This is a genomic window from Devosia sp. P2_G7 (genome assembly GCF_056403495.1).
Map to the genome: position 1 here is coordinate 301,769 of NZ_JBFUFI010000005.1, position 22,104 is coordinate 323,872.

General features: G+C 65.0%; 23 protein-coding genes and 1 tRNA gene. 8 read left to right on the forward strand and 16 right to left on the reverse strand.

The annotated features are described in order from the left end of the window. Positions 1–60 precede the first annotated feature (60 nt). Genes AC1DWU_RS11030 through AC1DWU_RS11045 form a run of 4 tightly spaced genes read left to right on the forward strand, consistent with a single transcriptional unit; the run spans position 61 to position 3,825 of the window. Positions 61–1,125 carry a Gfo/Idh/MocA family protein gene (locus tag AC1DWU_RS11030; RefSeq protein ID WP_477150021.1) on the forward strand — a complete coding sequence of 355 codons (1,065 nt, stop codon included), beginning with the start codon at positions 61–63 and terminating at the stop codon, positions 1,123–1,125. Next, entirely contained in the window at positions 1,122–2,270 is a 1,149-nt protein-coding gene (locus AC1DWU_RS11035; protein ID WP_477150022.1) for a CaiB/BaiF CoA transferase family protein, read from the forward strand. The genes AC1DWU_RS11030 and AC1DWU_RS11035 overlap by 4 nt, the downstream gene beginning before the upstream one ends. 14 nt (positions 2,271–2,284) lie before the next feature. Further along, positions 2,285–3,379, forward strand: coding sequence for an extracellular solute-binding protein (locus AC1DWU_RS11040; protein WP_477150069.1), 1,095 nt, complete (start codon positions 2,285–2,287; stop codon positions 3,377–3,379). Next, entirely contained in the window at positions 3,379–3,825 is a 447-nt protein-coding gene (locus tag AC1DWU_RS11045; RefSeq protein ID WP_477150023.1) for a MaoC/PaaZ C-terminal domain-containing protein, read from the forward strand. The genes AC1DWU_RS11040 and AC1DWU_RS11045 overlap by 1 nt, the downstream gene beginning before the upstream one ends. A gap of 69 nt (positions 3,826–3,894) precedes the next feature. Here the strand turns inward: AC1DWU_RS11045 and AC1DWU_RS11050 are convergent, their stop codons facing one another. The 9 genes from AC1DWU_RS11050 to AC1DWU_RS11090 all read right to left on the reverse strand — a co-directional run bounded on the left by AC1DWU_RS11050 (position 3,895) and on the right by AC1DWU_RS11090 (position 13,660). After that, positions 3,895–4,971, reverse strand: a complete 1,077-nt coding sequence (locus tag AC1DWU_RS11050; RefSeq protein WP_477150024.1) for an ABC transporter ATP-binding protein — start codon at positions 4,969–4,971, stop codon at positions 3,895–3,897. Positions 4,972–4,976: 5 nt separating this feature from the next. Continuing rightward, positions 4,977–5,822 carry a carbohydrate ABC transporter permease gene (locus AC1DWU_RS11055; RefSeq protein ID WP_477150025.1) on the reverse strand — a complete coding sequence of 282 codons (846 nt, stop codon included), beginning with the start codon at positions 5,820–5,822 and terminating at the stop codon, positions 4,977–4,979. 4 nt (positions 5,823–5,826) lie between these two features. Continuing rightward, positions 5,827–6,768 (reverse strand): carbohydrate ABC transporter permease, encoded by a 942-nt coding sequence (locus AC1DWU_RS11060; protein WP_477150026.1) that lies wholly within the window; start codon positions 6,766–6,768, stop codon positions 5,827–5,829. 94 nt (positions 6,769–6,862) lie between these two features. After that, positions 6,863–8,116, reverse strand: coding sequence for an extracellular solute-binding protein (locus AC1DWU_RS11065; protein WP_477150027.1), 1,254 nt, complete (start codon positions 8,114–8,116; stop codon positions 6,863–6,865). A gap of 43 nt (positions 8,117–8,159) precedes the next feature. Then, positions 8,160–9,314 (reverse strand): enolase C-terminal domain-like protein, encoded by a 1,155-nt coding sequence (locus AC1DWU_RS11070; protein ID WP_477150028.1) that lies wholly within the window; start codon positions 9,312–9,314, stop codon positions 8,160–8,162. 43 nt (positions 9,315–9,357) lie between these two features. Beyond that, entirely contained in the window at positions 9,358–10,245 is an 888-nt protein-coding gene (locus AC1DWU_RS11075) for a carbohydrate ABC transporter permease (protein WP_477150029.1), read from the reverse strand. Between the two features lie 7 nt (positions 10,246–10,252). Further along, complete coding sequence (locus AC1DWU_RS11080; RefSeq protein WP_477150030.1) at positions 10,253–11,188, reverse strand: carbohydrate ABC transporter permease; 936 nt, start codon at positions 11,186–11,188, stop codon at positions 10,253–10,255. 54 nt (positions 11,189–11,242) lie between these two features. Beyond that, positions 11,243–12,508, reverse strand: coding sequence for an ABC transporter substrate-binding protein (locus tag AC1DWU_RS11085; protein WP_477150031.1), 1,266 nt, complete (start codon positions 12,506–12,508; stop codon positions 11,243–11,245). A 36-nt stretch (positions 12,509–12,544) separates the two neighbouring features. Beyond that, entirely contained in the window at positions 12,545–13,660 is a 1,116-nt protein-coding gene (locus AC1DWU_RS11090) for an ABC transporter ATP-binding protein (RefSeq protein ID WP_477150032.1), read from the reverse strand. Positions 13,661–13,920: 260 nt separating this feature from the next. Here AC1DWU_RS11090 and AC1DWU_RS11095 point away from each other — a divergent pair, with 260 nt between their 5' ends. Then, entirely contained in the window at positions 13,921–14,574 is a 654-nt protein-coding gene (locus AC1DWU_RS11095; RefSeq protein WP_477150033.1) for a GntR family transcriptional regulator, read from the forward strand. A gap of 43 nt (positions 14,575–14,617) precedes the next feature. Here AC1DWU_RS11095 and AC1DWU_RS11100 read toward each other — a convergent pair whose 3' ends face one another. The 5 genes from AC1DWU_RS11100 to AC1DWU_RS11120 are packed head-to-tail and all read right to left on the reverse strand — an operon-like array spanning position 14,618 to position 18,999. Then, positions 14,618–15,283, reverse strand: a complete 666-nt coding sequence (locus AC1DWU_RS11100) for an exopolysaccharide biosynthesis protein (RefSeq protein WP_477150034.1) — start codon at positions 15,281–15,283, stop codon at positions 14,618–14,620. 2 nt (positions 15,284–15,285) lie between these two features. After that, positions 15,286–15,669, reverse strand: coding sequence for an SHOCT domain-containing protein (locus tag AC1DWU_RS11105; protein WP_477150035.1), 384 nt, complete (start codon positions 15,667–15,669; stop codon positions 15,286–15,288). A 16-nt stretch (positions 15,670–15,685) separates the two neighbouring features. Beyond that, positions 15,686–16,291, reverse strand: coding sequence for an HdeD family acid-resistance protein (locus AC1DWU_RS11110; protein ID WP_477150036.1), 606 nt, complete (start codon positions 16,289–16,291; stop codon positions 15,686–15,688). A gap of 15 nt (positions 16,292–16,306) precedes the next feature. Further along, positions 16,307–17,548: an arginine deiminase gene (locus AC1DWU_RS11115; RefSeq protein WP_477150037.1), complete on the reverse strand. Its 1,242-nt coding sequence runs from the start codon at positions 17,546–17,548 to the stop codon at positions 16,307–16,309. Between the two features lie 20 nt (positions 17,549–17,568). Beyond that, entirely contained in the window at positions 17,569–18,999 is a 1,431-nt protein-coding gene (locus AC1DWU_RS11120; protein ID WP_477150038.1) for a basic amino acid/polyamine antiporter, read from the reverse strand. A 505-nt stretch (positions 19,000–19,504) separates the two neighbouring features. Here AC1DWU_RS11120 and AC1DWU_RS11125 point away from each other — a divergent pair. From AC1DWU_RS11125 to AC1DWU_RS11135, 3 genes are all read left to right on the forward strand, one after another. After that, entirely contained in the window at positions 19,505–19,711 is a 207-nt protein-coding gene (locus AC1DWU_RS11125) for a cold-shock protein (RefSeq protein ID WP_477150039.1), read from the forward strand. A gap of 392 nt (positions 19,712–20,103) precedes the next feature. Beyond that, the gene (locus tag AC1DWU_RS11130) at positions 20,104–20,358 is read left to right on the forward strand and encodes a hypothetical protein (protein ID WP_477150040.1); all 255 of its coding nucleotides are present in this window, start codon (positions 20,104–20,106) and stop codon (positions 20,356–20,358) included. Between the two features lie 269 nt (positions 20,359–20,627). After that, complete coding sequence (locus AC1DWU_RS11135; RefSeq protein WP_477150041.1) at positions 20,628–21,014, forward strand: DAK2 domain-containing protein; 387 nt, start codon at positions 20,628–20,630, stop codon at positions 21,012–21,014. Here AC1DWU_RS11135 and AC1DWU_RS11140 read toward each other — a convergent pair. Both AC1DWU_RS11140 and AC1DWU_RS11145 read right to left on the reverse strand, forming a co-directional pair. Beyond that, positions 20,993–21,069: transfer RNA gene (locus AC1DWU_RS11140), tRNA-Met, on the reverse strand. The genes AC1DWU_RS11135 and AC1DWU_RS11140 overlap by 22 nt on opposite strands. 142 nt (positions 21,070–21,211) lie before the next feature. Next, positions 21,212–22,033: a hypothetical protein gene (locus AC1DWU_RS11145; protein ID WP_477150042.1), complete on the reverse strand. Its 822-nt coding sequence runs from the start codon at positions 22,031–22,033 to the stop codon at positions 21,212–21,214. Between the last annotated feature and the right edge of the window lie 71 nt (positions 22,034–22,104).

Here is a 22,104-nt window from a genome sequence, read left to right on the forward strand (position 1 = left end):
CATATGTGAAATGCTCATTCACAGAAGAATAGGCCGCGAATAGCGGCTGAGGGAGTTGCGTTGAGCATCGCAGTCGAAGAGCTCCGGCAGAGCTGGCCTCGGCCGAGCACGCCCAGGCCTATCGTCATCATTGGCGCCGGCGGCATCGTCACCGATGCCCACCTGCCGGCCTACAAGCTCGCCAACTTTCCGGTGGCCGGCGTGTTCGACCTTGATGCCGATCGCGCCAAGCAGGTGGCAGCGAAGTGGGAGACCCAAGCCTTCGCGACGCTCGACGAAGCCATCGCCACGCCCAATGCGGTCTACGATCTCGCCCTGCCGCCCGGCGCACATCTCGACGTGCTGCCGAAACTCCCCGATGGCGCCACGGTACTGCTGCAGAAGCCAATGGGCCGCGATCTCGCCGAAGCCACCGCCATCCTCGAGCTCTGCAGGCAAAAATCCCTCGTCGCCGCCGTCAACTTCCAGGGGCGGTTCTCGCCGCAGATGCTGGCTGTCGCCCACGCGCTCGAGCGCGGCTGGCTCGGCCGGCTCATCGATGTCGAGGTTCACCTCAACCTCCTCACCCCCTGGCATTTGTTCCCGTTCCTGAAGGGCATGCCACGCGTCGAGATCGCGGTGCACTCGATCCACTATCTCGACACGCTCCGTGCCCTCATGGGCAACCCGGTGGGCGTCCACGCCCGCAGCGTCGGGCACCCCTCGACCGACCTGGCCCAGACGCGCACTTCGGCGTTGTTCGACTTCGCACCGGACCAGCGCGTGGTGTTCTCGATCAACCACAACCACGATTTCGGACGCCGCTTCCAGGACGCCAGTTTCCGCTTCGAAGGCACCGAAGGCGCCGCCGTGGTGAAGCTGGGCGTGCTGCTGAAATATCCCGAGGGCGAGCCCGACGAACTCTGGATCACCCGCCGTGGAGAAGACTGGACCCAGGTGCCGCTGCAAGGCCACTGGTTCCCTCATGCGTTCATCGGCACCATGAGCAACCTGCAGCGCTACGCCGCCGGCGAGGACGCAGTGCTGGTCACCTCGGTCGAGGACGCCTGGCACACCATGGCGCTCGCCGAAGCCGCCTTCGAGTCCGCCGCCAAACCAGCCACCCCAGTGAAAGCCGCCCCATGACCCTCCTCCTCGACGGCGTGCTCGTCGTCGATCTCTGCCAGTTCCTCTCCGGCCCCTACGCCTCGCTGCGCCTGCAGGACCTCGGCGCGCGCGTCATCAAGATCGAGCGGCCGGACGGTGGCGATCTCAGCCGGCGGCTCTATCTCTCGGACACCGAGATCGGCGGCGATAGCACCATTTTCCACGCCATCAACCGGTCCAAGGAAAGCCTGGCGCTCGACCTGAAGAACCCGGACGACCTCGCCGCTCTCCGCAAGCTCATCGCCCGTGCCGACGTCATGCTGCAGAACTTCCGCCCCGGAGTCATCGAACGCCTCGGCCTCGACTACGAGGCGGTGAAGCTCATCAACCCCGGCATCGTCTACGCCTCCATAACAGGTTATGGCGAAGAAGGTCCGTGGGTGCAGCGCCCCGGCCAGGACCTCCTAGCGCAGGCCCGCTCCGGCGTCATGTGGCTCAATGGCGACCACGACCAGGGGCCAGTACCCTTCGGTCTCGCCATCGGCGACATGCTGGCCGGCGCCGCCGCAGCACAGGGCATCCTCGCCGCGCTGGTGCAAAAGGGCCGCACCGGCCAAGGCGCACATGTCGAGACGAGCCTGCTCGAAGCGCTGGTCGATTTTCAGTTCGAGGTGCTGACCACCCATCTCAACGACGGCCGCCGCAAGCCCAAGCGCTCGGAGTTCCGCTCCGCTCACGCTTATCTCTCGGCCCCCTACGGCGTTTACCCCACCGCCGACGGCTGGCTCGCCCTCGCCATGACCCCGCTCGGCAAGCTCCGCGACCTGCTGCAACTCGCGGCGCTCGATCCCTATGCCGGCAATCCTAAGAGCTGGTTTAGCGAGCGCGACGCCATCAAGACCATCATCTCCCGCGAGCTGGCGACCCGCACCACCGCCCACTGGCTCTACCTGCTCGAGCCCGCCGATATCTGGTGCGCCAAGGTGCTCGAATGGCCCGAGCTCATGGAGAGCGAAGGCTTCAAGGCCCTCGACATGCTGCAGACCGTCACCCGCGACGATGGCGTCTCCATCCTCACCACCCGCTCGCCGCTCCGCATCGACGGCAAGCGCACCCAGACCCACCGCGCCGCGCCCTTGATCGGCGAACAGAGCGCCGCGATCCGCAAGGAGTTCGGACTGTGACGACCCTCAAGGGCATGACCTGGAACCACCCGCGCGGCTACGACCCGATGGTCGCGACGGCGAAGGCCTGGGCCGAAAAGACGGGTGTCGCCATCGAATGGGACAAGCGGAGCCTCCAGGATTTCGAGTCCTTTCCGGTGGAGGAACTGGCGCGGCGATACGACATGATCGTCATCGACCACCCGCATGTCGGCCAGGTCGTCGCCGAAAACTGCCTCGCCCCGCTCGACGTGCCCGGCCGCGAGGCAGAGCGCGAGGCGTTGGCCAAGGGCTCGGTCGGCCGTTCCTACCCGAGCTACGAGTATGCCGGCCATCAGTGGGCCTTCCCGATCGACGCCGCCACCCAGGTCATGGCCTATCGTGCCGACCTGATCGACGCGCCCAAGAGCTGGGACGACGTCGTCGCACTGGCTAAGGCCGGCCACGTGGTCTTCCCACTGCTGCCGCCGCATTCGATGATGAGCTTCTTCACCCTCACCGCCAATCTCGGCCACCCCTGCTCGGTCGAGCAGGGCAAGCTGGTCGACCAGACGGCAGGCATCCAGGCCATCGAGATGCTGGCCGAAGTGGCCCTTCACCTCGAGCCCTCGAACTTCGCCATGGACCCTATCGCCGCGTCCGAGGCCATGGCCCGCCCGGATGCGAAAGTCGCCCTGATGCCGCTCGGCTACGGCTATGTCAGCTACGCCGTCCCCGGCTTCCGCCAACGCACGCTGACCTTCGCCGATATCCCGCTGCCCAACGCCGCGGGCTCCGCCCTCGGCGGCACCGGTATCGCCGTCTCCGCCTTCTCGCAGAGCCGTGACGCCGCCATGGACTACGCCTATTGGGTCGCCTCAGGCCCAGTACAGGCCAGCCTCTATGCCAGCTCCGGCGGCCAACCCGGCCACGCCACCGCCTGGGAGGATGACGCCGTCAACGCCGCCACAGGCAACTTCTACCGCAACACCCGCAAAACCCTCGAAGCCGCCTATGTCCGCCCGCGCCACACCGGCTACATGGCCTTCCAGGATGCCGCCAGCAAACGCCTCAACGCCGGCCTCATCGGCCGCGAGGCGCCGGCGGCGATCGTCGCCGACCTGAACCGCATGTTCCGGGAGAGTTTCTAATGGAGCGGCCGCGCCACTTCGAGGACTACGCCATCGGCGAGGTCCGCAAAACCTCCGGCCGCACCATCACCGAGACCGATTTCGTCGTCCACGCCGGCCACACCGGCGATTTCTTCCCGCACCACATGGACGCCGAGTTCATGAAGGGCTCGGAGTTCGGCCAGCGCATCGCCCACGGCACCATGACCTTCGCCATCGGCATCGGCCTGACCGCCACCGAGATCAACCCCCTCGCCTTCACCTACGGCTTCGAGCGGTTGCGGTTTCCGAAGCCGGTGTTTATCGGCGACACCATCCACGCCGAACTCACCATCTCCGCGCTCGACCCCGATCCCAAGCGTCCGCAACACGGCCGCATCACCGAGCAGGTCCGCGTGCTGAACCAGCGCGGCGAAACCGTGCTGGCGTGCGACCACATTTACTTGGCACAGCGCCGGGCCAGCTGATCCTCCCCGCGTGGCGGGGGAGGGGGACCGGCGAAGCCGGTGGAGGGGGCGGCGACAGCGCAGTGGCCTCTAGATTCGGTTGCCCGATACAGGATCGAAGAGGTTGATCGCCGCCGTATCGACGCTGAGCGTCAGCGTCTCACCCGGTTTCGGCCGGTCCTTGGGTCCGAGCCGCGCCGTGATCAGCTGCCCGCCGATGCTGGCGATCACCATCGTGTCCGGCCCGGTGGGCTCAACCACATCGACGATACCCTCGAGCGTCGCGGCGCCCTGCCCGGCGCTCAGCGTCTCCGGCCGGATGCCGGCCGTCACCTCGCGCCCGACGAACGCCGCCACGTCCTGCTGCAGCCCGGCCAGCGCCAGCGTGCCAGCGGCGTGGCGCAGCACCAACCCGCCATCGCCCTGCTCCAGCGTGCCCGTCAGGAAATTCATGGTCGGCGAGCCGATGAAGCCGGCGACGAACATGTTGGCCGGCCGGTCGTAGATCGTCTCGGGGTCAGCGAGCTGCTGGATCACCCCACCCTTCATCACCGCCACCTTGGTACCGAGCGTCAGCGCCTCGACCTGGTCATGCGTGACATAAACCGTGGTGGTCCCCAGCCGGTCGTGCAGCCGCTTGATCTCGGTCCGCATCTCGACCCGCAGCTTCGCATCGAGATTGCTCAGCGGCTCGTCGAACAGGAACAGGTCAGGATCGCGGACGATGGCCCGGCCCATGGCGACGCGCTGCCGCTGCCCGCCCGACAGTTGCCCGGGCTTCCGGTCGAGCAGGTGCTCGATCTGCAGCAACTCGGCGGCGCGCTGCACCGCGGCGTCGCGCTCCTTGAGGCCGACCTTCCGCATCTCGAGGCCAAAACCGATGTTCCGGCGCACCGGCATGGTCGGGTAGAGCGCGTAGGACTGGAACACCATTGCGATGTTGCGGTCCTTGGGATGCACGTCGTTGACGTTGCGCTCGCCGATGACAATGTCGCCGCCCGAACTCGGCTCGAGTCCGGCGATGATCGACAGCAGCGTCGACTTCCCGCAGCCGGATGGCCCCAACAGCACCAGAAAGCCACCGTCTTCGACCTCGATGTCGATGTTGTTCAGCACCTCGACTGCGCCAAAGCTCTTGCGGACGCCCTTGATCGATAACGTGGCCATTGCCGCTAACCCTTGACTGCGCCGGCGGTGATGCCGGCGACCATGACGCGTTGCACCAGCGCGAAGAGAACGATCACCGGCAGGATGGAAATGATGCCGCCGGCAGCCAGCATGCCCCAGGGCAGCTGGAACTCGCCGACCATCAATTGCAACCCGACCGGCCAAGTGCGCGAGCCGGTGCTCGAAGTCAGCATCAGCGCGAACAGGTACTCGTTCCACGCCGCGATGGCGACGAACACGCAGGTGGCGACCAGTCCGTTGCGGGCGATCGGGATGACGATGCGGAACATCGCCCCGATGCGGGTCGAGCCGTCGATGCGCGCCGCGCTCTCGAGCTCCCTGGGCGCCGCGTCGAAGAAGCCCTTCAGCATCCAGACGAACAGCGGCAGCAGGAAGCTCGTATAGGCGACGGCGAGGCCGAGGCTGGTGTCGAACAACCCGAGATTCCGCATCACGATGAACAGCGGGATGATCATCAGCACCGCGGGGAACATGCGGACGATGAGGTAGCCCAGCATCAGCGGCGTGCGGCCCGGGAAGTTGAAGCGCGAGAAGGCGTATGAGGCGATGGTCCCGGTGAACAGGCAGATCGCTACCGTCAGCGTGGTGGTGACGAGGCTGTTGATCACGAGGACCGGATAGCCCGACTGGTTCCACAGCTTGATGTAGTTCTCGAGCGTGAAGCGGGTGGGGAAATACACCATCGTGCGGGTAACGATGTCGTCGTCGACCTTGAACGAGGTCAGCAGCATCCACAGCAGCGGGCCGATACTGAGCAGCGCGAGGACGACCAGCACGGCGTAGCTGAGGATGTTCCAGGTAAGGTTGGAGCTGGTGCGGGTCTGGGCCATGGCGCTAATCCTGGTTGACCTTGCTGAGCCGGATATAGGCCCAGGCGAACAGCATCAGTAAGACGAACATCACCACCGACAGCGCGCCCGCGTAGCCGAAGTTGAAATCCGAATAAGCGTTCTGGAACGCATAGAGCGAAAGTACTTGCGTCGACCGTCCGGGCCCGCCCTGCGTCAGGATCAGCAGCAAGTCCGGTGAGTTGACGAGGCCGATGACGCGCAGGATCACCGCCGCGGCAATGATGGTGCGCAGCATCGGCAGCGTGATCAGCCGCAACTGTGCGAACGCCCCTGCCCCGTCGATATCGGCCGCCTTGTAGAGATCGGTCGGGATACCTTTGAGCCCCGCCATGATCAGCAGCGTGAAGAACGGGAAACTGTGCCAGGCCTCGACGAAGATCGCGGTCGCCATCGCCGTGTTCGGATCGGCGAACCACGCCTTGTAGCTGTCGAGCAGCCCGATATTGACGAGGATGTCGTTGATGACGCCGACACGGCTGTCGAGCATCAGCGCCCACATGTTGCCCGCCACCACGTTGGGCAGGAAGTAGGGCACGAGGATGAGCACTGCGAAAATCTTGCCGCCCGGCAGGTTGCGGTTAAGCGCCAGCGCGGCGACGAGGCCGACGACGAATTCGATGACGATCGAGAAGGTCACCCACACGGCGGTATTGCGCAGCGACAGCCAGAAGATCGGGTCGGCCAGCATCCGCTGGTAGTGCTTGAGCCCCACGAACGTGCCGTTGCCGGCCGGCCGGTTGAGCCGCATCTCCGTGAAGCTGAGCTGGAAGCCGTAGACGGTAGGGAACAGCACGATCGCGGTGATCAGCAGCGCGCTCGGCAGCAGCAGCAGATACATCCAGTAGCGCGTCTCGGAGAGCTCGCCGAGCAGGCGCATTGGATTGATCGCGTCCCAGATGGAGCGCGGCGGCGGCAGGGTAGCCATGGCATGGCCTCGGCTCATCAAGGCTCCTTGGAGCGCTTCCAGGCTTGATCGGGTCGGGGAGACGGGCGGCCGGGTGCACCGGCCGCCCGAAGCATCAGGCGATGGCCGCTGCCAGGCCTTCGACGATCTGGTCTGCAGCCTGCTCGGGCGTCGCCTGGCCGATCAGGATCTGCTGCAGTGCCGGCAGCACGGTGTTCTGCGCCCAGCCGCCCGCACCCGGGAAGCTCGGCTGCGGAATGCCGAAGCCCAGCGTATCCGCCGCGGCCTTGTACATCGGGTTGCCGACGATGCGCTGGTCCTGCGCCGCCACGGTCGAGGCCGGCATGTAGCCGGTCTTTTCGAGGAAGGCGACGGCGGCATCCGGCTCGCCCCAGAACTTGATCCACTCCCACGCCGCATCCGCACCCTCCTCCTTGGTGATGCAGTTGTAGGCGTAGGCGAGGCGTGCCACGCGGGTGGCAGGCCCGGCTGGCATCGCGAACGTGCCGAATTCGACGCCCGGCTTCAGCTTGGACGCGATGTCCTGGTAGGAGCCGGTGTGGTGCCAGATCATCGCAGTCTGCCCGGTCTGGAAGCCGGAGATGATCTGCTGGAAGCCATCGTTCGCCGCGCTCGGCGGCACGGCCTTGTCCTTGACCAGGAGCCCCGAATACCAGTCGAGCGCCTTGACGACAATGTCGCGGTCGAGGCCGATCGAGCCGTCCTCGTGCTTCACCGGCGAGCCGAACGCTTCGATGACGTTGACCACGAAATTCTGGCCGCCGGGTCCGCCGCGCAAGCCAAAGCCATAGCGGCCCTTGGACGCGTCGGTCAGCTTGATCGCCGCATCGCGGAACTCGTCATAGGTGGTCGGTGCCGCAAGGCCGGCTTCATCGAACCAGTCCTTGCGATAGTAGCCCCAGTCGACGAACGTGAAGCCCGGCACGCCGTAGCTCTTGCCGTCCTTGGTGATCGAGGCGAAGCGCTTGTCGTCGAAGTCGCCGCGCCGCTCCCAACCGGCGATGCGGTCCGTCATGTCGATCAGCGCGCCCATCGCGAGCAGGTCCTCGAACCGCTCGGACGAAACCATCGTCACGTTCGGGCGGCTGCCGCCGACCACGGCCGCCGTGATCTTGGCCATGAACTCGGGGTTGGGGATGTTCTCGGGCGTTACCGCGATGTCGGGGTGCGCGGCCTTGAACAGGTCGAGCACCGCCTGCAGCCCGGCGGCTTCCGACTGGCTGGTGAAGGTGTGCCAGTAGTTGATCGCCGTCGATTGCGCGAGGGCGTGGCTCGGCAGGAACGCGGAGGCGGCCAACAGGCCACCGCCCATCTTCAGTACTGAACGTCGGTCAAAGCTCGTCGTCATCTTATTCCTCCCTCATGATAGCTCAGTTATATAATCTGATATATCAGTGCCATGGTACCTGACTGCCGATTGGCGTCAATCGTTCGGTCACTTCGACCTTCGTAAGGGCCGTGGCATCGAGTTCGTTCCAGTCGAACTGGTAACCGATGCCCGGCTCGTCGCTGACCGTCAGGTTGCCATCGACGATGGCGAGCGGGCCGAGCTTGTCGAGACCCATGATCTGCTCCTCGTTCATCACGAGCTGCTCGTAATAGTCGTTGTTCGAGATGGCGGCGCAGATCTGCGCGTTCTCGAGCCCCATGCCGTGCACCTGGGCCCGCATGCCGTGGCTTTCCGAGAGATGCGCCACCTTCATCGAGCCGGTGAAGCCGCCCTTGTAGAAGGTCGAGACGCGCGTCATGTCGAGTGCCTTGTTCTCGATCCAGGTCGCCATGTTGCCGTGCACGCCATCCGAGGTTTCGGCGGCGAGGATCGGGATATCGAGCTTCTCGCAGAGCTTGGTGTAGCTGCCGAGGTGGAACTCGCGCATCGGCTCCTCGTACCAGAGGAAGCCGAGGTCCTGGATCGCCTTGCCGAACTCCAGCGCGTTGACATAGTCCCAGCCGGCCGAACCGTCGAACATCAGGTCCGCATCCGGGCCGACCCACTTGCGGAGGTTCTTGCACAGCTCAATGTCGCGCTTCACCGGCCCGCCCCAGGCGTGCAGCTTGAACGCCTTGAAGCCGACGTCGCGGCTCATCTTGATGTAGCGCTCGTACTCATCCATCGTCGGCCAGGTAACCGTCGAGGCATAGGCCGGCACCACCCGGTCGTCGCCGCCCAGCATCTGGTAGATCGGCATCTTGGCGTGCTGCGATTTGACGTCCCAGCACAGCATGTCGAGCATGCCGAGCGAGCGCATGTGGATTTCCTCGATCCGGTCGATCTCCCAGATCAGCCGCCACATCCGCTCGGTCAGCAGCGGGTTCTCGCCGATGAACTCGTGGAAGCGCCGGCGCACCAGGTCGACCACTGCCTCGCCGCGGTTCATTTCGGTGGCCCCGTAGAGCCCGCTGTCGGTCTCCATCCGGATCACCGCCTTGTGGGGTTTCGTGCCGCGCGGGATGTCACCGTGCGAGCCGGGAATCCCGTCGCGCCAGATGAACTTCGGCCCTGGCTCGTGCTCGACCAGCCAAGCCGTGAACCCCGTGATCTTCATTCAATCCTCCACAAGTAAGATCATTGGCAGCCGAGCGGGCCGCCTAACCCTTTTCCGCGCCCGACAGCATGCCGGAGCGCACGAACCGCTGCGCGGCCATGAAAATCAGCAGCACCGGCAGCACCACGAGGATGGCGGCGAGCACCACCTCCGGCTTCTTGATCGGCACATCATTGGACGGCAGGTTGCTGAGCGCCCCGGAGCCAGAGACCAGCGCCGTCAGCCCCACCGGCAAATTGTAGAGCTTGTCGTCGCTGAGCAGCACAAAGGCGAGGAAGTAGTTCGACCAGATGGCGAGGAAGCTGAAGAACGCCACGAGCGCGATGATCGGCCGGGCCAGCGGCAGCGCGATGCGGGTGAACAGCTGGAACCGGTTGGCCCCGTCGACCCGGGCGGAATCCATCACGCCCTTGGGCAGCGAGGTCGAGAAATAGACATAGGTGAGATAGACGCCGAACGGGAAGAACCCCGAGGCGAGGATCAGGCCGGCATAGGTGTTGTTGAGCCCCAGGAGGTTCATCTCGAGGAAGATCGGCAGCACCACTGCGGTCGACGGCGTGATCATCGCGATCAGCGTCAGCGTCAGGATCAGCTTCCGGCCCGGAAACTCCGACTGCGCCAGCGCATAGCCACCCGGGATCGAGGCGATCAGCGACAGCAGCACCCCGCCCACCGAGTAGATCAGCGAGTTGCCGGCCCAGGTGAGAATCTGGAAGTTGTTGTAGGTAGTGAGGTTGCTCCAGGTTCGGCTGAACGCCTCCCAGGTGCCGAGCGCAAACGGCGGATCGGTCAATAGCGACGCCTCCGACCGCGTCCCCGCGATGAACAGCCAGAGCAGCGGAATGCCGTAGAAGCACACCGCAAAGGCCAGCGTCGCGAATACGACGAAGCGGCCGAGGTTGAGGCGCATCGGTGCGGTTCTGGTGCTCATCGTGCCCTCAATCGATCTTGTAGAATTTGGTGGCGAAGACGATCACCAGCGCGATGACGATCGACGAGCCGACGAGCAGCGTGCTGAGCGCCGCCGAGGCCCCGAAATCGCCCATCCGGAACGCGTACTGGAACGCCATCTGGTTCAGCGACCAGTCGTTCTGCGCAAACTGCGGCCCGGCCAACCCCATCAGCTGCGGCTCGACGAACAGCTGCAAACCACCGGCCAGTGACAGGATTCCCATCAGCACCAGCGAGCGCCAGATCATCGGCAGCTTGATCCGCGTCGCCAGCTGGAACCGGTTGGCCCCATCGATGCGCGCCGCTTCCATCACCTCGGTGGGAAGGCTCGACAGCGCCCCGCCGAACACCACGATCCAACCACCGGAAGCCGAGAAATACGCCATGATGGCGAACACGCCGGCGAGCCCGATACCTGAAATCACATCGGCACGCGTCCCCCAGCCCAGCCCATGCAGCACCGGCTGGAACGGGCTGACCGAGGGGTCGAGCACGAACAGCCACAGCACCACGATGGCCGAAGAGGTCACCGCGCCGGGAAGAAAATAGATCGTCCGCAGCGTGTTGGCGGTCTTCCTGTTGATGCTGTCCAGCATCAACGACAGCACGGCGACGCCGGTCACCGTCAGCGTCACCCAGATGGCGACGAAGGTGAGGACGTTGACGACGCTCGCCGGCACGCGGAAATCGTCGAACACGAACTGGTAGTTGGTCAGCCCCCAGAACACCATTTCGATGGTGTCGAAGAAGCTCAGCCCGAACGCATAGGCGATCGGGAACAGCCCGAACATCAGCAAGAGGATGAGATAGGGCGCCAGCAGCAGATACGACATGCGCGTGTCGCGCCGTGCCTTCTGCTTTGCCTTTTGGGCGCGATCGCTCGCCGCCGCCCCCCCGTCCGATGCCATTGCCGTTGCGGTCATTTATGCCCCTGGACTGGTCGGCCGGACGCACGTGGCGTCCGGCCGGTCTGTCGGTTACTCGACCTGATAGCCGTTGAGCTTGGCGAGGTTGGTGAGCTCGATCTGCAGCGCCGGCAGGGCACCCTCGACCGTGCCGCCGCTGGCGAGCGGCTGCACCACCACCTTGGCGATCGCGTCGCTCACGCTGAAGCGCAGGCTGACATAGCCCGGGTGGCTGAACGCCGCTGCGTCGGCTTCCACCTTGAAGACGTTCGGATCGGCATAGTAGGCGTCGCTGGCGAGGCGCGCGCCCCAAGCCTCGGCCGACGGCCGGTGCCCCGGCAGCGTCACGGCGGCGGTCTGGTTGGCGACGTCGGTCGACATCCAGGTCACGAGGTCAACTGCCTCGGCCGGATGTGCCGTGTCCTTCCAAGCGCCGTAGGTGCCGCCACCCCAGCTCCAGGTGAGCGGCTGGCTCTGGTCGTCCCACTTCAGCGGCAGCGCCGCGGCGAGCTTGCCGGCCGGCCACTCGTAGGTCGGCTTGATCACGTACTCGCCGAACCAGGTCGGCCCGATCATCAGCGGGATCTTGCCGCCCTTGGCGAGCGCCACGAAATCCGGCTCGAACGGCCCGACCTTGGTCAGGCTGCCATTGGCCAGCATCGCGTCGACCATCTTGGCGGGCTTCAGGCACTTCTCGGTGGTGAGGTCGATCTTGACCGTATCTTCCTTGCCTTCGACCGGCATCACCATGTCGCAGCCATCGGAGACCAGCATGGCGTAGAGCGGGAACGCTTCGACGCCAGTGCCGAGGCTGAGGCCCTGCGGCGCCAGTTCTTCGCCGAGCTTCTGGAACTCTTCCCAGGTCGTGGGCACGGCCTTGCCGAGCGCTTCCATCGCCGGCTTGTCGTACCAGACGATCATGTGCGCCAAGTCATTGCGCATGCACAGCAGCTTGCCGTTCACATGGCAGGGCGAGTTGCCGTTCGGGTAGAACTCATCCTGCAGCGCCTGCGGCACCTTGTCGGTGAGGTCGAGCAGGTAGTTCGAGCGGCGGGTCGAGAGCTGCGCGGTGTAGCCGATATCCGACATGAAGATCACGTCGGGGATCTCGCTCTTCGCCTGCAAGGCCAGCTGGATCTTGGCGATCAGGTCGGCCGGCGCGACTGTGGTGACGTTGAGCGTCACGTTGTCGTGCGTCTTATCGTAGAGATCGAACATGGTCAGGCGCGGCGTGTCCGACCAGACGTTCAGCGTCACCGCATCCTGGGCCATCGCAGCGCCGGCCATAAGGCTCAGCGCCATGCCGCCGGCAAGCGCGGCGGTCCTTGTACGAAGCATTAGTCTCTCCTCCTGTTTTCCGGCCTTTACGCCGGTTTATCTGCCGACCGCCGACGCCATGACGGCGCCCGCTGCGTCGAAGACGTGCACCTGGTCGGCCCTGAGCCCGACCTGGACCTCCTGCCCCGGCTCGAGGTCGGAATGGCCCATCACCTGCACGGTGATCACCTCCGGCGTTCCCCCATCGAGATAGGCGTAAGTGATGTTGCCGAGCCGCTCGACCGACTCGACCTTGGCCGGCAGCGCCGTGAGCCCGGCCGGAACGGCGGCGCCCGCGGGCACCACTTCCAGCGTCTCCGGCCGCACCCCGAGCGTCACCGCGTCGCCGACACTGGCGCCGCGCGCCGCGAGATCGAGCCGCGTCCCGCTGCTGGCATCGAGCCCCATCGTCGCCCTTCCGTCCGTGCTGCTCAGCACCTTGGCCGGCAGCAGGTTCATCTTGGGCGAACCGATGAAGCCGGCGACGAACAGGTTGTTCGGCCGCGCATAGAGATCGAGCGGCGGCCCCACCTGCTGGATGCGGCCATTGTCGAGTGCCACGATCCGGTCGGCGAGGGTCATCGCCTCGACCTGGTCGTGCGTGACGTAGATCATCGTGGTGCCGAGCTCGCGGTGCAGCCGCTCGATCTCGAGCCGCATCTGCACGCGAAGCGCCGCATCGAGGTTCGACAGCGGCTCGTCGAACAGGAACACTTTCGGGTTCCGCACGATGGCGCGGCCGATGGCGACACGCTGCCGCTGCCCACCCGACAACTGCGCCGGCGACCGGCTCAGCAGCTCGTTCAGCCGCAGAATCCGCGCCGCCTCCTTGACCCGCTTGTCGATCTCGTCCTTGCCGAAGCGCGCCAGCTTCAGGTTGAAGGCGATGTTGTCGTAGACGTTCATGTGCGGGTAGAGCGCGTAGGACTGGAACACCATCGCGATGCCGCGTTCCGACGGCTCGGCGAAGGTGACGTCCTTGCCGTCGATGAGGATGTCGCCATCGCTCACCGTCTCGAGCCCGGCGATCATCCGCAACAGGGTCGACTTGCCCGAGCCAGAGGCTCCGACGAAGACGACGAACTCGCCCTTGTCGATGTTGAGGTCCACGCCCTTGATGACGTCGACCGTCCCGAAGGACTTCCGGACATTCTTCAGCTCGACCGCGGCCACCTAGCAGCCCCCGCCCAAGCGGCTCGACGTCATCACCAGCTTCATACGATCCCTCCGTTGAGATATTAATGAGCGGCAATGATATCTCAAGTCAAGGCACCGGAGCGCCGCAAAAGCGGGATAGGCCGCCCATTGGCGCGCATTTGATCGCTCGCAAGCCCCGCAGAAAGCTGTGTTCTCTGGCGTTTTGCTGAGATTTCCAAATTGCCAGTTGATATACTAAAGTGCGAAAACACCTCTCGACCAATTCACCGGTGAAAATGTCTGACGTCCGCAACGACAACGAAGGTTACCGCCGCTTCCGCAAGGCGATGCATGACGGCACGCTCGAAGCCGGCATGGTGGTGACCCAATCCGAGCTCTGCGACCTGCTCGGCCTGTCGCTTTCGCCGCTGCGCGAAACGCTGGTGCTGCTGGAGGAATTCGGGCTCGTCGAGATCAAGCCGCGCGCCGGCATCAAGATCGTCTACCCGGAGGTGGCGTTCATCCGCGAGAACTACCAGTTCCGCATCATGATCGAGATCTTTGCGCTGAAGAGTTTTGGCGACACCGTCTCGGACGCCTGGCTGGCCGAGATGCGAGCCAACCACGAGAAGTGCCGCACCAGCCTGACCGACGGCAGCCCGTTCGAGACGGCGCACACACCGTTCCTCGAACTCGACATGCGCATGCACCGCGAGATCGTCGCCTCACTCGGCAACCGCGCCATCCTCGACACGCATGAGCGCCTGCAGGAGAATATCCGCATGGCGCAGCGCGTCCACCGCCGCCCAGGTTTCCGCGGCTATCTCGTCGATACGGTGGATGAGCACATGCGCGTCATCGCCGCCCTGGAACAGCACGACATCCCCGGCGCCATCGCCGCGATGGAAGCCCATTTCCAGGGCTCGACACACCGTACTTTCGCGGCGTGATCTGGCCGCGCCCCGCCGCGCCGAACGCTGCCATCCCGGCGCGCTAGACCACCGTATCGATCGCCCAGAACACCACGATAATCGCCCAGATGGCGATGATGACGGCGATCACCCCCAATATGCCGACGAGGATGCCGCCGAGAATCAGCCAGCCGTCGCGGTTGAGGATGCCTGCGCTGATCATCGCCACCGCCAGCGACGGCAGCATGTTGCAGAACGGGATCGGCGGCAGCATCACCACTGCCATGAGCACGTTGAACAGCCCGAGCACCGGCAGCACGGGCCGGCTCGACAGCACCAACAGCCGCGGCGATGAGATCTTGCCCAAGCCATCGGCGATGCGCGCCAGGATGTCCATCAGCTTGAGCAGCGGCTTCAGTGGCAGCTTCCGTTCCCCGAACCAGCGCCACAGGTAGATCGGCTTGTGCAGCAGCATCAGGATGGCGAAGGCCAGGATCACCAGCGACACGACGAAGTTGTAGCCGGGCGGGGCGGGCAAGAGGTTTAGCAGCGAGAACACCAGCAGCGCCAGGGCATGCGAGTGGATGCCGATCAGCTCGATCAGCCCGTCGCAGGTGATCTGCGCATCCGGCTCCGCCGCCACCTTGCGGAGCTTGGCGATCATCTCCGCGAGCGTCGCCTGGATCGGGTCCTGCTCCGCTCCGGGCGGCCCTGACGCCGCTTCGGAGCCGGATGTCGAGTCGACCACAGTCAGTGCGCCAGCGCTGCCGCCTTGAGCTCGGCGAACTCGGCCTCGGTGATCGCGCCTTCGCGCAGCAGCGACCGGGCCCGCGCGATCTGGTCGGCCGGCGAGGTATTGGCGACCTCGCGGATATAGGCATCGGCCTGCGACTTGAGCCGCTGCTCATCGGCGATCTGCCGCTGCGCCATGCCGCGACCCCGCGCGATGATGTAGACCAGCGCCGTCAGCAGCGGCACCACCAGCAGGGCGATGATCCACAGCGCCTTGGCGAAGCCGCCCATGGTGTTGTCGCGGAACAGGTCGACGACGATGCGCACCAGCACCATCAGGTAGGACAGAAGGAAGAAACTGATCGCGATCAGCCAGAGGAATTCCCAGAAGTTCGAGGTCATCTGCATCTCCTATTGGTCACATGGAGGGCGTTGAGGGTTCGGCGCCCCCGGGCACCACCACTTTCCAGGCGAGTGCCAGGATGGCGCCCCCTTCCCCGATCAGTTCGAGCCCGACGAACAGGGCGATGACCCAGACCGGCGGCTCCGGCAGGCTGGCGATGAGCAGCAGCGACAGCGCGACCCCGAGCACCCCGCTGAGCACCACCCACAGCCAGTTCTCGAACGGCCGGATGGTGAGGCCGAAGGTCAGCCGGGCGACGCCCTGCACCATCAGGAACACGATCACCAGCAGCGTGATCACCTCCCGCGCCTGCTGCGGGTTGCGCAGCAGCAGGAAGCCGACCAGCAGCGCGATGACGATCGAAAGCAACTGCATGCTGAAATGCGGCATCTGCCGCGTGCCGAACAGCGCGATCCCCTGCAGCACGGCCGCCGAGATCAGCAGCCAGCCGAGCGGCACGGCGACGGCCGCCCCGGCGAACAGCGGATAGAGCACAGCCAATAGCCCGGCGATGATCAGCAGCATGCCCTCGGCGATGTAGACCAGCGCATATTTCCGCACCGCCTGATGCATCGCTGCCCGATAGGCCTCCGACGCTTGCTCGAGAGAAATGCTCTGCATCTCGGTCTCTTCTGCCTAGAAGTCGACCGCGTCGCGCGAGATCGGGCAGGTCATGCAATGCCCGCCGCCGCGGCCGCGCCCAAGCTCGGCCCCCGAGATGGTGATCACCTCGATGCCTTCGCGCCTGAGGAGCGTGTTCGTGTAAGTGTTGCGGTCATAGGCGAACACCACGCCAGGCGAGGCGCAGACGAGGTTGGCGCCGCTATCCCATTGCGTGCGCTCGCGCATGTAGGCGTTGCCGCCGGTCTCAACGACGCGCATCTTCTTGATGCCCAATGCCTCGGACACAGTTTCGATCAGCCCCTTGTCCTTACTGAGCTCGAGCCCGCCCTTGCCGTCCGGCCGATAAGAGAAGCATTCGATCGGGTTGACGATATCGGGGTAGATCAGCACGCAGTCGCGATCGGCGAAGGTGAACACCGTGTCGAGGTGCATCGCGGCGCGGAGCTTGGGCATCGCCGCGATGATCACCCGCTGGGCCGCGCCCCTTTCGAACAGCTTCGCTGCGAGCTGGCTTATCGCCTGGCGCGAGGTGCGCTCGCTCATGCCGATGAGCACGTTGCCCTTGCCGATCGGCATCACGTCGCCGCCTTCGAGCGTCGCGAGCCCCCAATCCTCGGTCGGATCGCCCCACCAGACATTCACCTTGCCGGCGAAATCGGAGTGGAACTTGTAGATCGAGGCGGTGAGGATCGTCTCCTCGTGCCGCGCCGGCCAGTACAGCGGATTGAGCGTCACCCCGCCATAGATCCAGCAGGTAGTGTCGCGGGTGTAGAGCGTGTTGGGCAGTGGCGGGAGCAGGTACTCGTTGACTCCCGCGGCATCGCGCACCAGTGCCATCGTTTCCCCGCCATGCGTGTCCGGGAACTCCTCGGTCGAGAGCCCGCCGATCAGCGTCTCCGCCAGCTCGCGGTGGGACAGCCCGTCGAGGTAGGAGCGCACTTCGTCCACAAGGCCGAGCCCCACCTGGTTCGGCACCACCTGGTTGTCGAGGATCCACTTCTTCGCCTCGGGAATGGCCACCGTCTCGGCCAGCGCATTGTGCATCTCGACCACGTCGACGCCGCGATCCCTGAGCTTGGTGATGAAATCGAAATGGTCGCGCTTGGCCACATCCACCCAAAGCACGTCGTCGAACAGCAGCTGGTCGCAGTTGCTGGGGGTGAGCCGCTGGTGCGCCCGCCCCGGCGCGCAGACCATCACCTTGCGCAGCTGGCCGACTTCGGAGTGGACGCCGAAGGAGGTTTCGGTGCTCATAGCCGTGGACCTTTCGAGGATCATGGTGTGATGGTGCCGGTCAGCAGGCCCCACGCCCCGACGGCGCCTGCGATGAGGGTGACGCCGAAGACGACGAGCTCGACGGGGGTGAAGAGCCTGAGCTTCTGTTCGCGCCGCGCCCAGAAGTAGAGCACGGTGCCCGGCACCAGCAGCACCGCCAGCAGCAGCACGTATTTGAGCCCGGCCGCTACGAACATGACGAGTGTGTAGATCACCGCGATCCAGGCAACGACCTGGTCCCATCCGCGCTCTTTCGAATTGGCCTCGTAGCCCTCGCCACGCCGGGCGATGAGCACGCCATAGCCCGCCACCAGCAGGTAGGGCAGCAGCGCCGTCACGCTCGTCATGTCGAGCATGAAGTTGAAGGCATCCTGCGAGAAATAGGTCGAGATCACGAACAGCGAGACGACGATATTGGTGAGCCACAGCGCGTTGGCCGGCACCTTGTCGGCGTTCTCGGCCGCGAACAGCTTGGGCATGTCCTTGGACTTGGCGGCCGCGAACAGCACTTCGGCGCAGATCAGCGACCAGGCGAGATAGGCGCCGAGCACCGAGATCAGCACGCCGATGGAAATGAACACGGCCCCCCAATGGCCGACGATCTCTTCCAGCGTGCCGGCGAGCGAGGGCTGCTGCAGGCCGGCAATCGTCGATTGCGGCATGGCGGCATAGGGCAAGAGCGTGATCGCGACCATCAGGCCGGTGACGCCGACAAACCCGAGGATCGTGGCGGTGCCGACGTCGGCGCGCTTCTTGGCGAAGCGGGAGTAAACGCTGGCCCCCTCGATGCCGAGGAACACGAACACGGTGATCAGCATGGTGTCGCGCACCTGGTCGACCAGGGATTTCTCCGGCATGTCCGCGCCGCCGAAGAAGTTCTCGGAAAACTGCTGGTAGTTGAACACGAAGATCATGATCAGCAGCGCCACCACCAGCGGCACCAGCTTGGCGATGGTGACGACGGTGTTTATGAAGGCGGCCTGCTGGACGCCGCGCAGGATCATGAAATGGAAGGCCCAGATGCCGACCAGCGAAACGATGATCGCGATGATGCTGCTGCCATCGCCGAAAATCTCGGGAAAGAACCGGCCGAGCGTCGAACCGATCAGCACCCAGTAGAAGACGTTGCCAAGGCAACTGCCGAGCCAGTAGCCGAAGGCCGACAGGAACCCCATGTAGTCGCCGAAGCCGGCCTTGGCGTAGGCGAACACGCCGGAGTCGATGTCGGGGCGTTTCTCGGCCAGCGTCTGGAAGACGCGCGCCAGCATGTACATGCCGGTTCCGGCGATCGCCCAGGCGATGATCGCCCCAAATGGACCGGTGGCCGCGCCGAAGCGGCCGGGCAGGTTGAAAATCCCTGCCCCTACCATCGACCCGACAACCATGGCGATTAGGGCATTGAGTGAGAGCTTCTCGTCCTTCGTCGCCACGAAAGCCTCCGGATCGCAAGTATCGGGCGTACGGTTTCGTACAAATACTTCATCTCAAAGCTTAGATGCACGCTCATGCCGCACATATGAATACTCAGCATTGCAGTTAATTACAATGATCTAAGCCCGTAGCCAACCTGCATTTAAGCAAGACTGTGTACGATTTCGTACGGAGAGCGGCGGGGCGATACTGATCAAGGACAGCGCCGCCCCTGATAAAGCTGTCGCTGCCCGTGCCGCATCAAAGTAGTAAATAGTGCGCAGCTGGCCGGGCCGAAGCACGGTGAGCGTGTCCGACCCTAATTCCGGCGTCACCTTGTTCTCGGCGCAATTCATCCCTATATGGGCGCCATACGTTACGGCCATCTTTGGCTTCTGATCTGCCGGCTTGCCGGTTGTTTGGTTCCCCTGAATTGCGAACGTCTAGACCCCCTGCGCGTGTTGCGCCGGAGGAACGAGTGCGTTCGCCCGCCGGGCGTCCCCTCACAATCGAAAGTAAACCGTCATGATCAATGGCACCGTGAAATTCTATAACTCCACCAAGGGCTTCGGCTTCATCGCTCCGGCCGATGGCAGCAAGGACGCATTCGTCCACGCCACCGCGCTGGAAGCAGCTGGCATCATGGGCCTGGCCGAAGGCCAGAAGGTCACCTACGACCTCGAGAGCGGCCGGGACGGCAAGCTATCCGCGACCAACCTTCAGCTCGCCTGATCGATCCGCCGGGCCTACCGTCAAGGCAGGCTCGGCACGCGTCTCCCGGTTTCGGTTGAGGCGTTCAACGAGAGGCCCGCATCTGACGATGACCGGCCCACAAGAGAACACATGACACATCTGAACTACCAGGCTCGCGCCGAGCTCTATCTCGGTCGCGACTGGCAAACTGCCACGGCCCAGGGCCCTCGGGCTTTCCGGGTCGCGGCACACGCCTTGCGCTTCGCCTTTGAGGAAGTTGCACCCATCAGCCTGCGCGGCGCCCGCCTACGGGTCGGAGACCGCGTCTATGCCGGCAGCGCCTTGGCGCGCCTCTACCGGAGCGGCGATTACCCGCTGCAACGCAAACCCACCGGCCGCCTCCGCGGCTCATCGCCCCGAAAGGACACGACTTGGAAAACTTCAGCTACACCGCCTCCGCCGAGCTCTATCCCAGCCGCCGCTACGCCAAGTCGGCCCGGGAGCAGTATCGCCGCTTCAAGACGGCCGCCGAGGCCATCCAGTACATCGTGGAAGACCGCCCCGCAGCCTGGCTGATCGGCACCTTCCTCGAGGTCGACGGACGTCGCTTCGATGGCAACGCCATCCGCGCCCTTTACGAGGCGGATGGCTACCCGCTGGAGCGCCAGCAGGCCGCTGCCGCCTAACTTCTCGGCCCTTTCCTCCTGAACCCCGATCGTGCAGACATCGCCAGTGTCGTGCTGCATGAATCTGCGCCGCCCCGGCGCGGGGCTCCGGGAGGAGAGGCCATGAGGAAGCTCATCAACGATATTCCTTCGATCGTCCGTCAGTCGCTCGAGGGCCTCGCGGCCCTCCATCCCGGGCTGGCCTTGCTCGGCAGCCAGAACACACTGGTACGCGCCAACCTCGCTGCAGCTGCTGCGCCAGCGCGGCCTCATCGTCGAGCGCGCCTATCGTGGCACCTTCCTCACCGCCATCGCCTGGGCGGCGCGCCGACGCTGGCGACCGCACCATGCTGGACGCCGTCATCCCCGCCGCCACGGCGATGACCACCGGCATCATCGCCGACCAGCTCGATGCAGCCGCACAAGCAGCGCGCGACGGAGCAGCCGGCACCGCCGCGATGCAGCCGCGCCGCGGCCGCTCGAGCTATATCGGCGATCGCGCCCTCGGCCATCCCGACCCCGGCGCAGTAGCGGTCGCGATGTGGCTGGAAGCAGCCGCCAGGCCGGAGCTTGAGCGGATCCGCTGTTCCCCTGCCGACTTGTACGGCCCAAAACGAAAAACCCCGCTTTCGCGGGGTTTTCCAATGCCAAGCTTTGGTTGCGGGGACAGGATTTGAACCTGTGACCTTCAGGTTATGAGCCTGACGAGCTACCGGGCTGCTCCACCCCGCGTCAGATATCAAAGCCTTGGCTTTTTGCGTCTTTCGAGTGCGACCATCGCCGCCGACGCAGGGGGTATATAGGGGGTGATCCGGCTTACCTCAAGGCAAAAAGCGATCAGCGTGACAGTTTTTTGACCAGCGGTGCGGATGCCCTACTGCGCGGCGGGCGGCGCGTCTTCTCCGGCGGGCGGAGCCGCACCGTCCGAGGGGGCTTCCGCCTCGGCCGGGGCCGTGGCCCGGCACCCCACCCCGAGTTCGCGATAGAGCTTGTTGCCGGCAGCGACCAGCTGACTGCGTGCCACTTCGAGACCACGCCGGCTGGCGCGCGGACCCAGCGCTTCCGGGCGCTTGGCCACGTCCTTGCCCAGTTTCTCGAGATAGGGCACGAACAGTTGGATCGACTGCATGGCCGAGATCACCTGTGGGCACTTGCGGCTGATTCCGGCCGCCACTGCCGCCGCGAGGTTGGCTTCGGCGGCGTCCCGCGCCTCGATCACCGCCTCGGTATATTCGGCGGTCCGGATCTTCACCGGCACCGCATAGCGCGGCTCGCTCGCCTTGTCGGCCGGCATCTGAAAGCCGACGCAGCGGCGGCTCAGCCACTCCTCGGCGCGGACCCGGGCGGCAAAGGTGATGACCCGCGACTGCACGATATGCGACTTCAGCACCAGCACGTCCTTTGCCGGCTTGCCGATCAGCGCCGCGTCCGCCTCGTCCAGCAGGCGATAGCCCAGCGCAAACGAGTTCGCTGCCCGGATCAGCTCGGCGCAGTCATTGCTCTGCGCCGCCGGCTGCAGCTTGATCGTGTCCTGCCCGACCGAGCGGGTAACGGCACCGACGAACTCCGCCAGTTCCTTGAGGCTCATCTTGCCCAGCCGCGCGATGTCGGGGTCGAATTGCGCCTGCGCCGGGCCAGCAGATAAACCGCCTAGTACGAGGCAAAGGGCGGCGAGCAGCTGCGTCAGCTTGGGCACGGGCAATATCCTTGAAGTGTCGCGCGCAATCTCTCCGATCCTCGCCCCCGGCGCAACCTCGGCTCGAACCA

Coding starts and splice junctions, on each gene's coding strand:
- AC1DWU_RS11075 (WP_477150029.1), bottom strand. CDS start 10,245: ATGAGCACCAGAACCGCACCGATGCGCCTCAACCTCGGCCGCTTCGTC.
- AC1DWU_RS11115 (WP_477150037.1), bottom strand. CDS start 17,548: ATGAGCACCGAAACCTCCTTCGGCGTCCACTCCGAAGTCGGCCAGCTG.
- AC1DWU_RS11070 (WP_477150028.1), bottom strand. CDS start 9,314: ATGAAGATCACGGGGTTCACGGCTTGGCTGGTCGAGCACGAGCCAGGG.
- AC1DWU_RS11050 (WP_477150024.1), bottom strand. CDS start 4,971: ATGGCCACGTTATCGATCAAGGGCGTCCGCAAGAGCTTTGGCGCAGTC.
- AC1DWU_RS11055 (WP_477150025.1), bottom strand. CDS start 5,822: ATGGCCCAGACCCGCACCAGCTCCAACCTTACCTGGAACATCCTCAGC.
- AC1DWU_RS11105 (WP_477150035.1), bottom strand. CDS start 15,669: ATGACCTCGAACTTCTGGGAATTCCTCTGGCTGATCGCGATCAGTTTC.
- AC1DWU_RS11080 (WP_477150030.1), bottom strand. CDS start 11,188: ATGACCGCAACGGCAATGGCATCGGACGGGGGGGCGGCGGCGAGCGAT.
- AC1DWU_RS11060 (WP_477150026.1), bottom strand. CDS start 6,768: ATGGCTACCCTGCCGCCGCCGCGCTCCATCTGGGACGCGATCAATCCA.
- AC1DWU_RS11035 (WP_477150022.1), top strand. CDS start 1,122: ATGACCCTCCTCCTCGACGGCGTGCTCGTCGTCGATCTCTGCCAGTTC.
- AC1DWU_RS11125 (WP_477150039.1), top strand. CDS start 19,505: ATGATCAATGGCACCGTGAAATTCTATAACTCCACCAAGGGCTTCGGC.
- AC1DWU_RS11110 (WP_477150036.1), bottom strand. CDS start 16,291: ATGCAGAGCATTTCTCTCGAGCAAGCGTCGGAGGCCTATCGGGCAGCG.
- AC1DWU_RS11095 (WP_477150033.1), top strand. CDS start 13,921: ATGTCTGACGTCCGCAACGACAACGAAGGTTACCGCCGCTTCCGCAAG.
- AC1DWU_RS11040 (WP_477150069.1), top strand. CDS start 2,285: ATGACCTGGAACCACCCGCGCGGCTACGACCCGATGGTCGCGACGGCG.
- AC1DWU_RS11085 (WP_477150031.1), bottom strand. CDS start 12,508: ATGCTTCGTACAAGGACCGCCGCGCTTGCCGGCGGCATGGCGCTGAGC.
- AC1DWU_RS11065 (WP_477150027.1), bottom strand. CDS start 8,116: ATGACGACGAGCTTTGACCGACGTTCAGTACTGAAGATGGGCGGTGGC.
- AC1DWU_RS11045 (WP_477150023.1), top strand. CDS start 3,379: ATGGAGCGGCCGCGCCACTTCGAGGACTACGCCATCGGCGAGGTCCGC.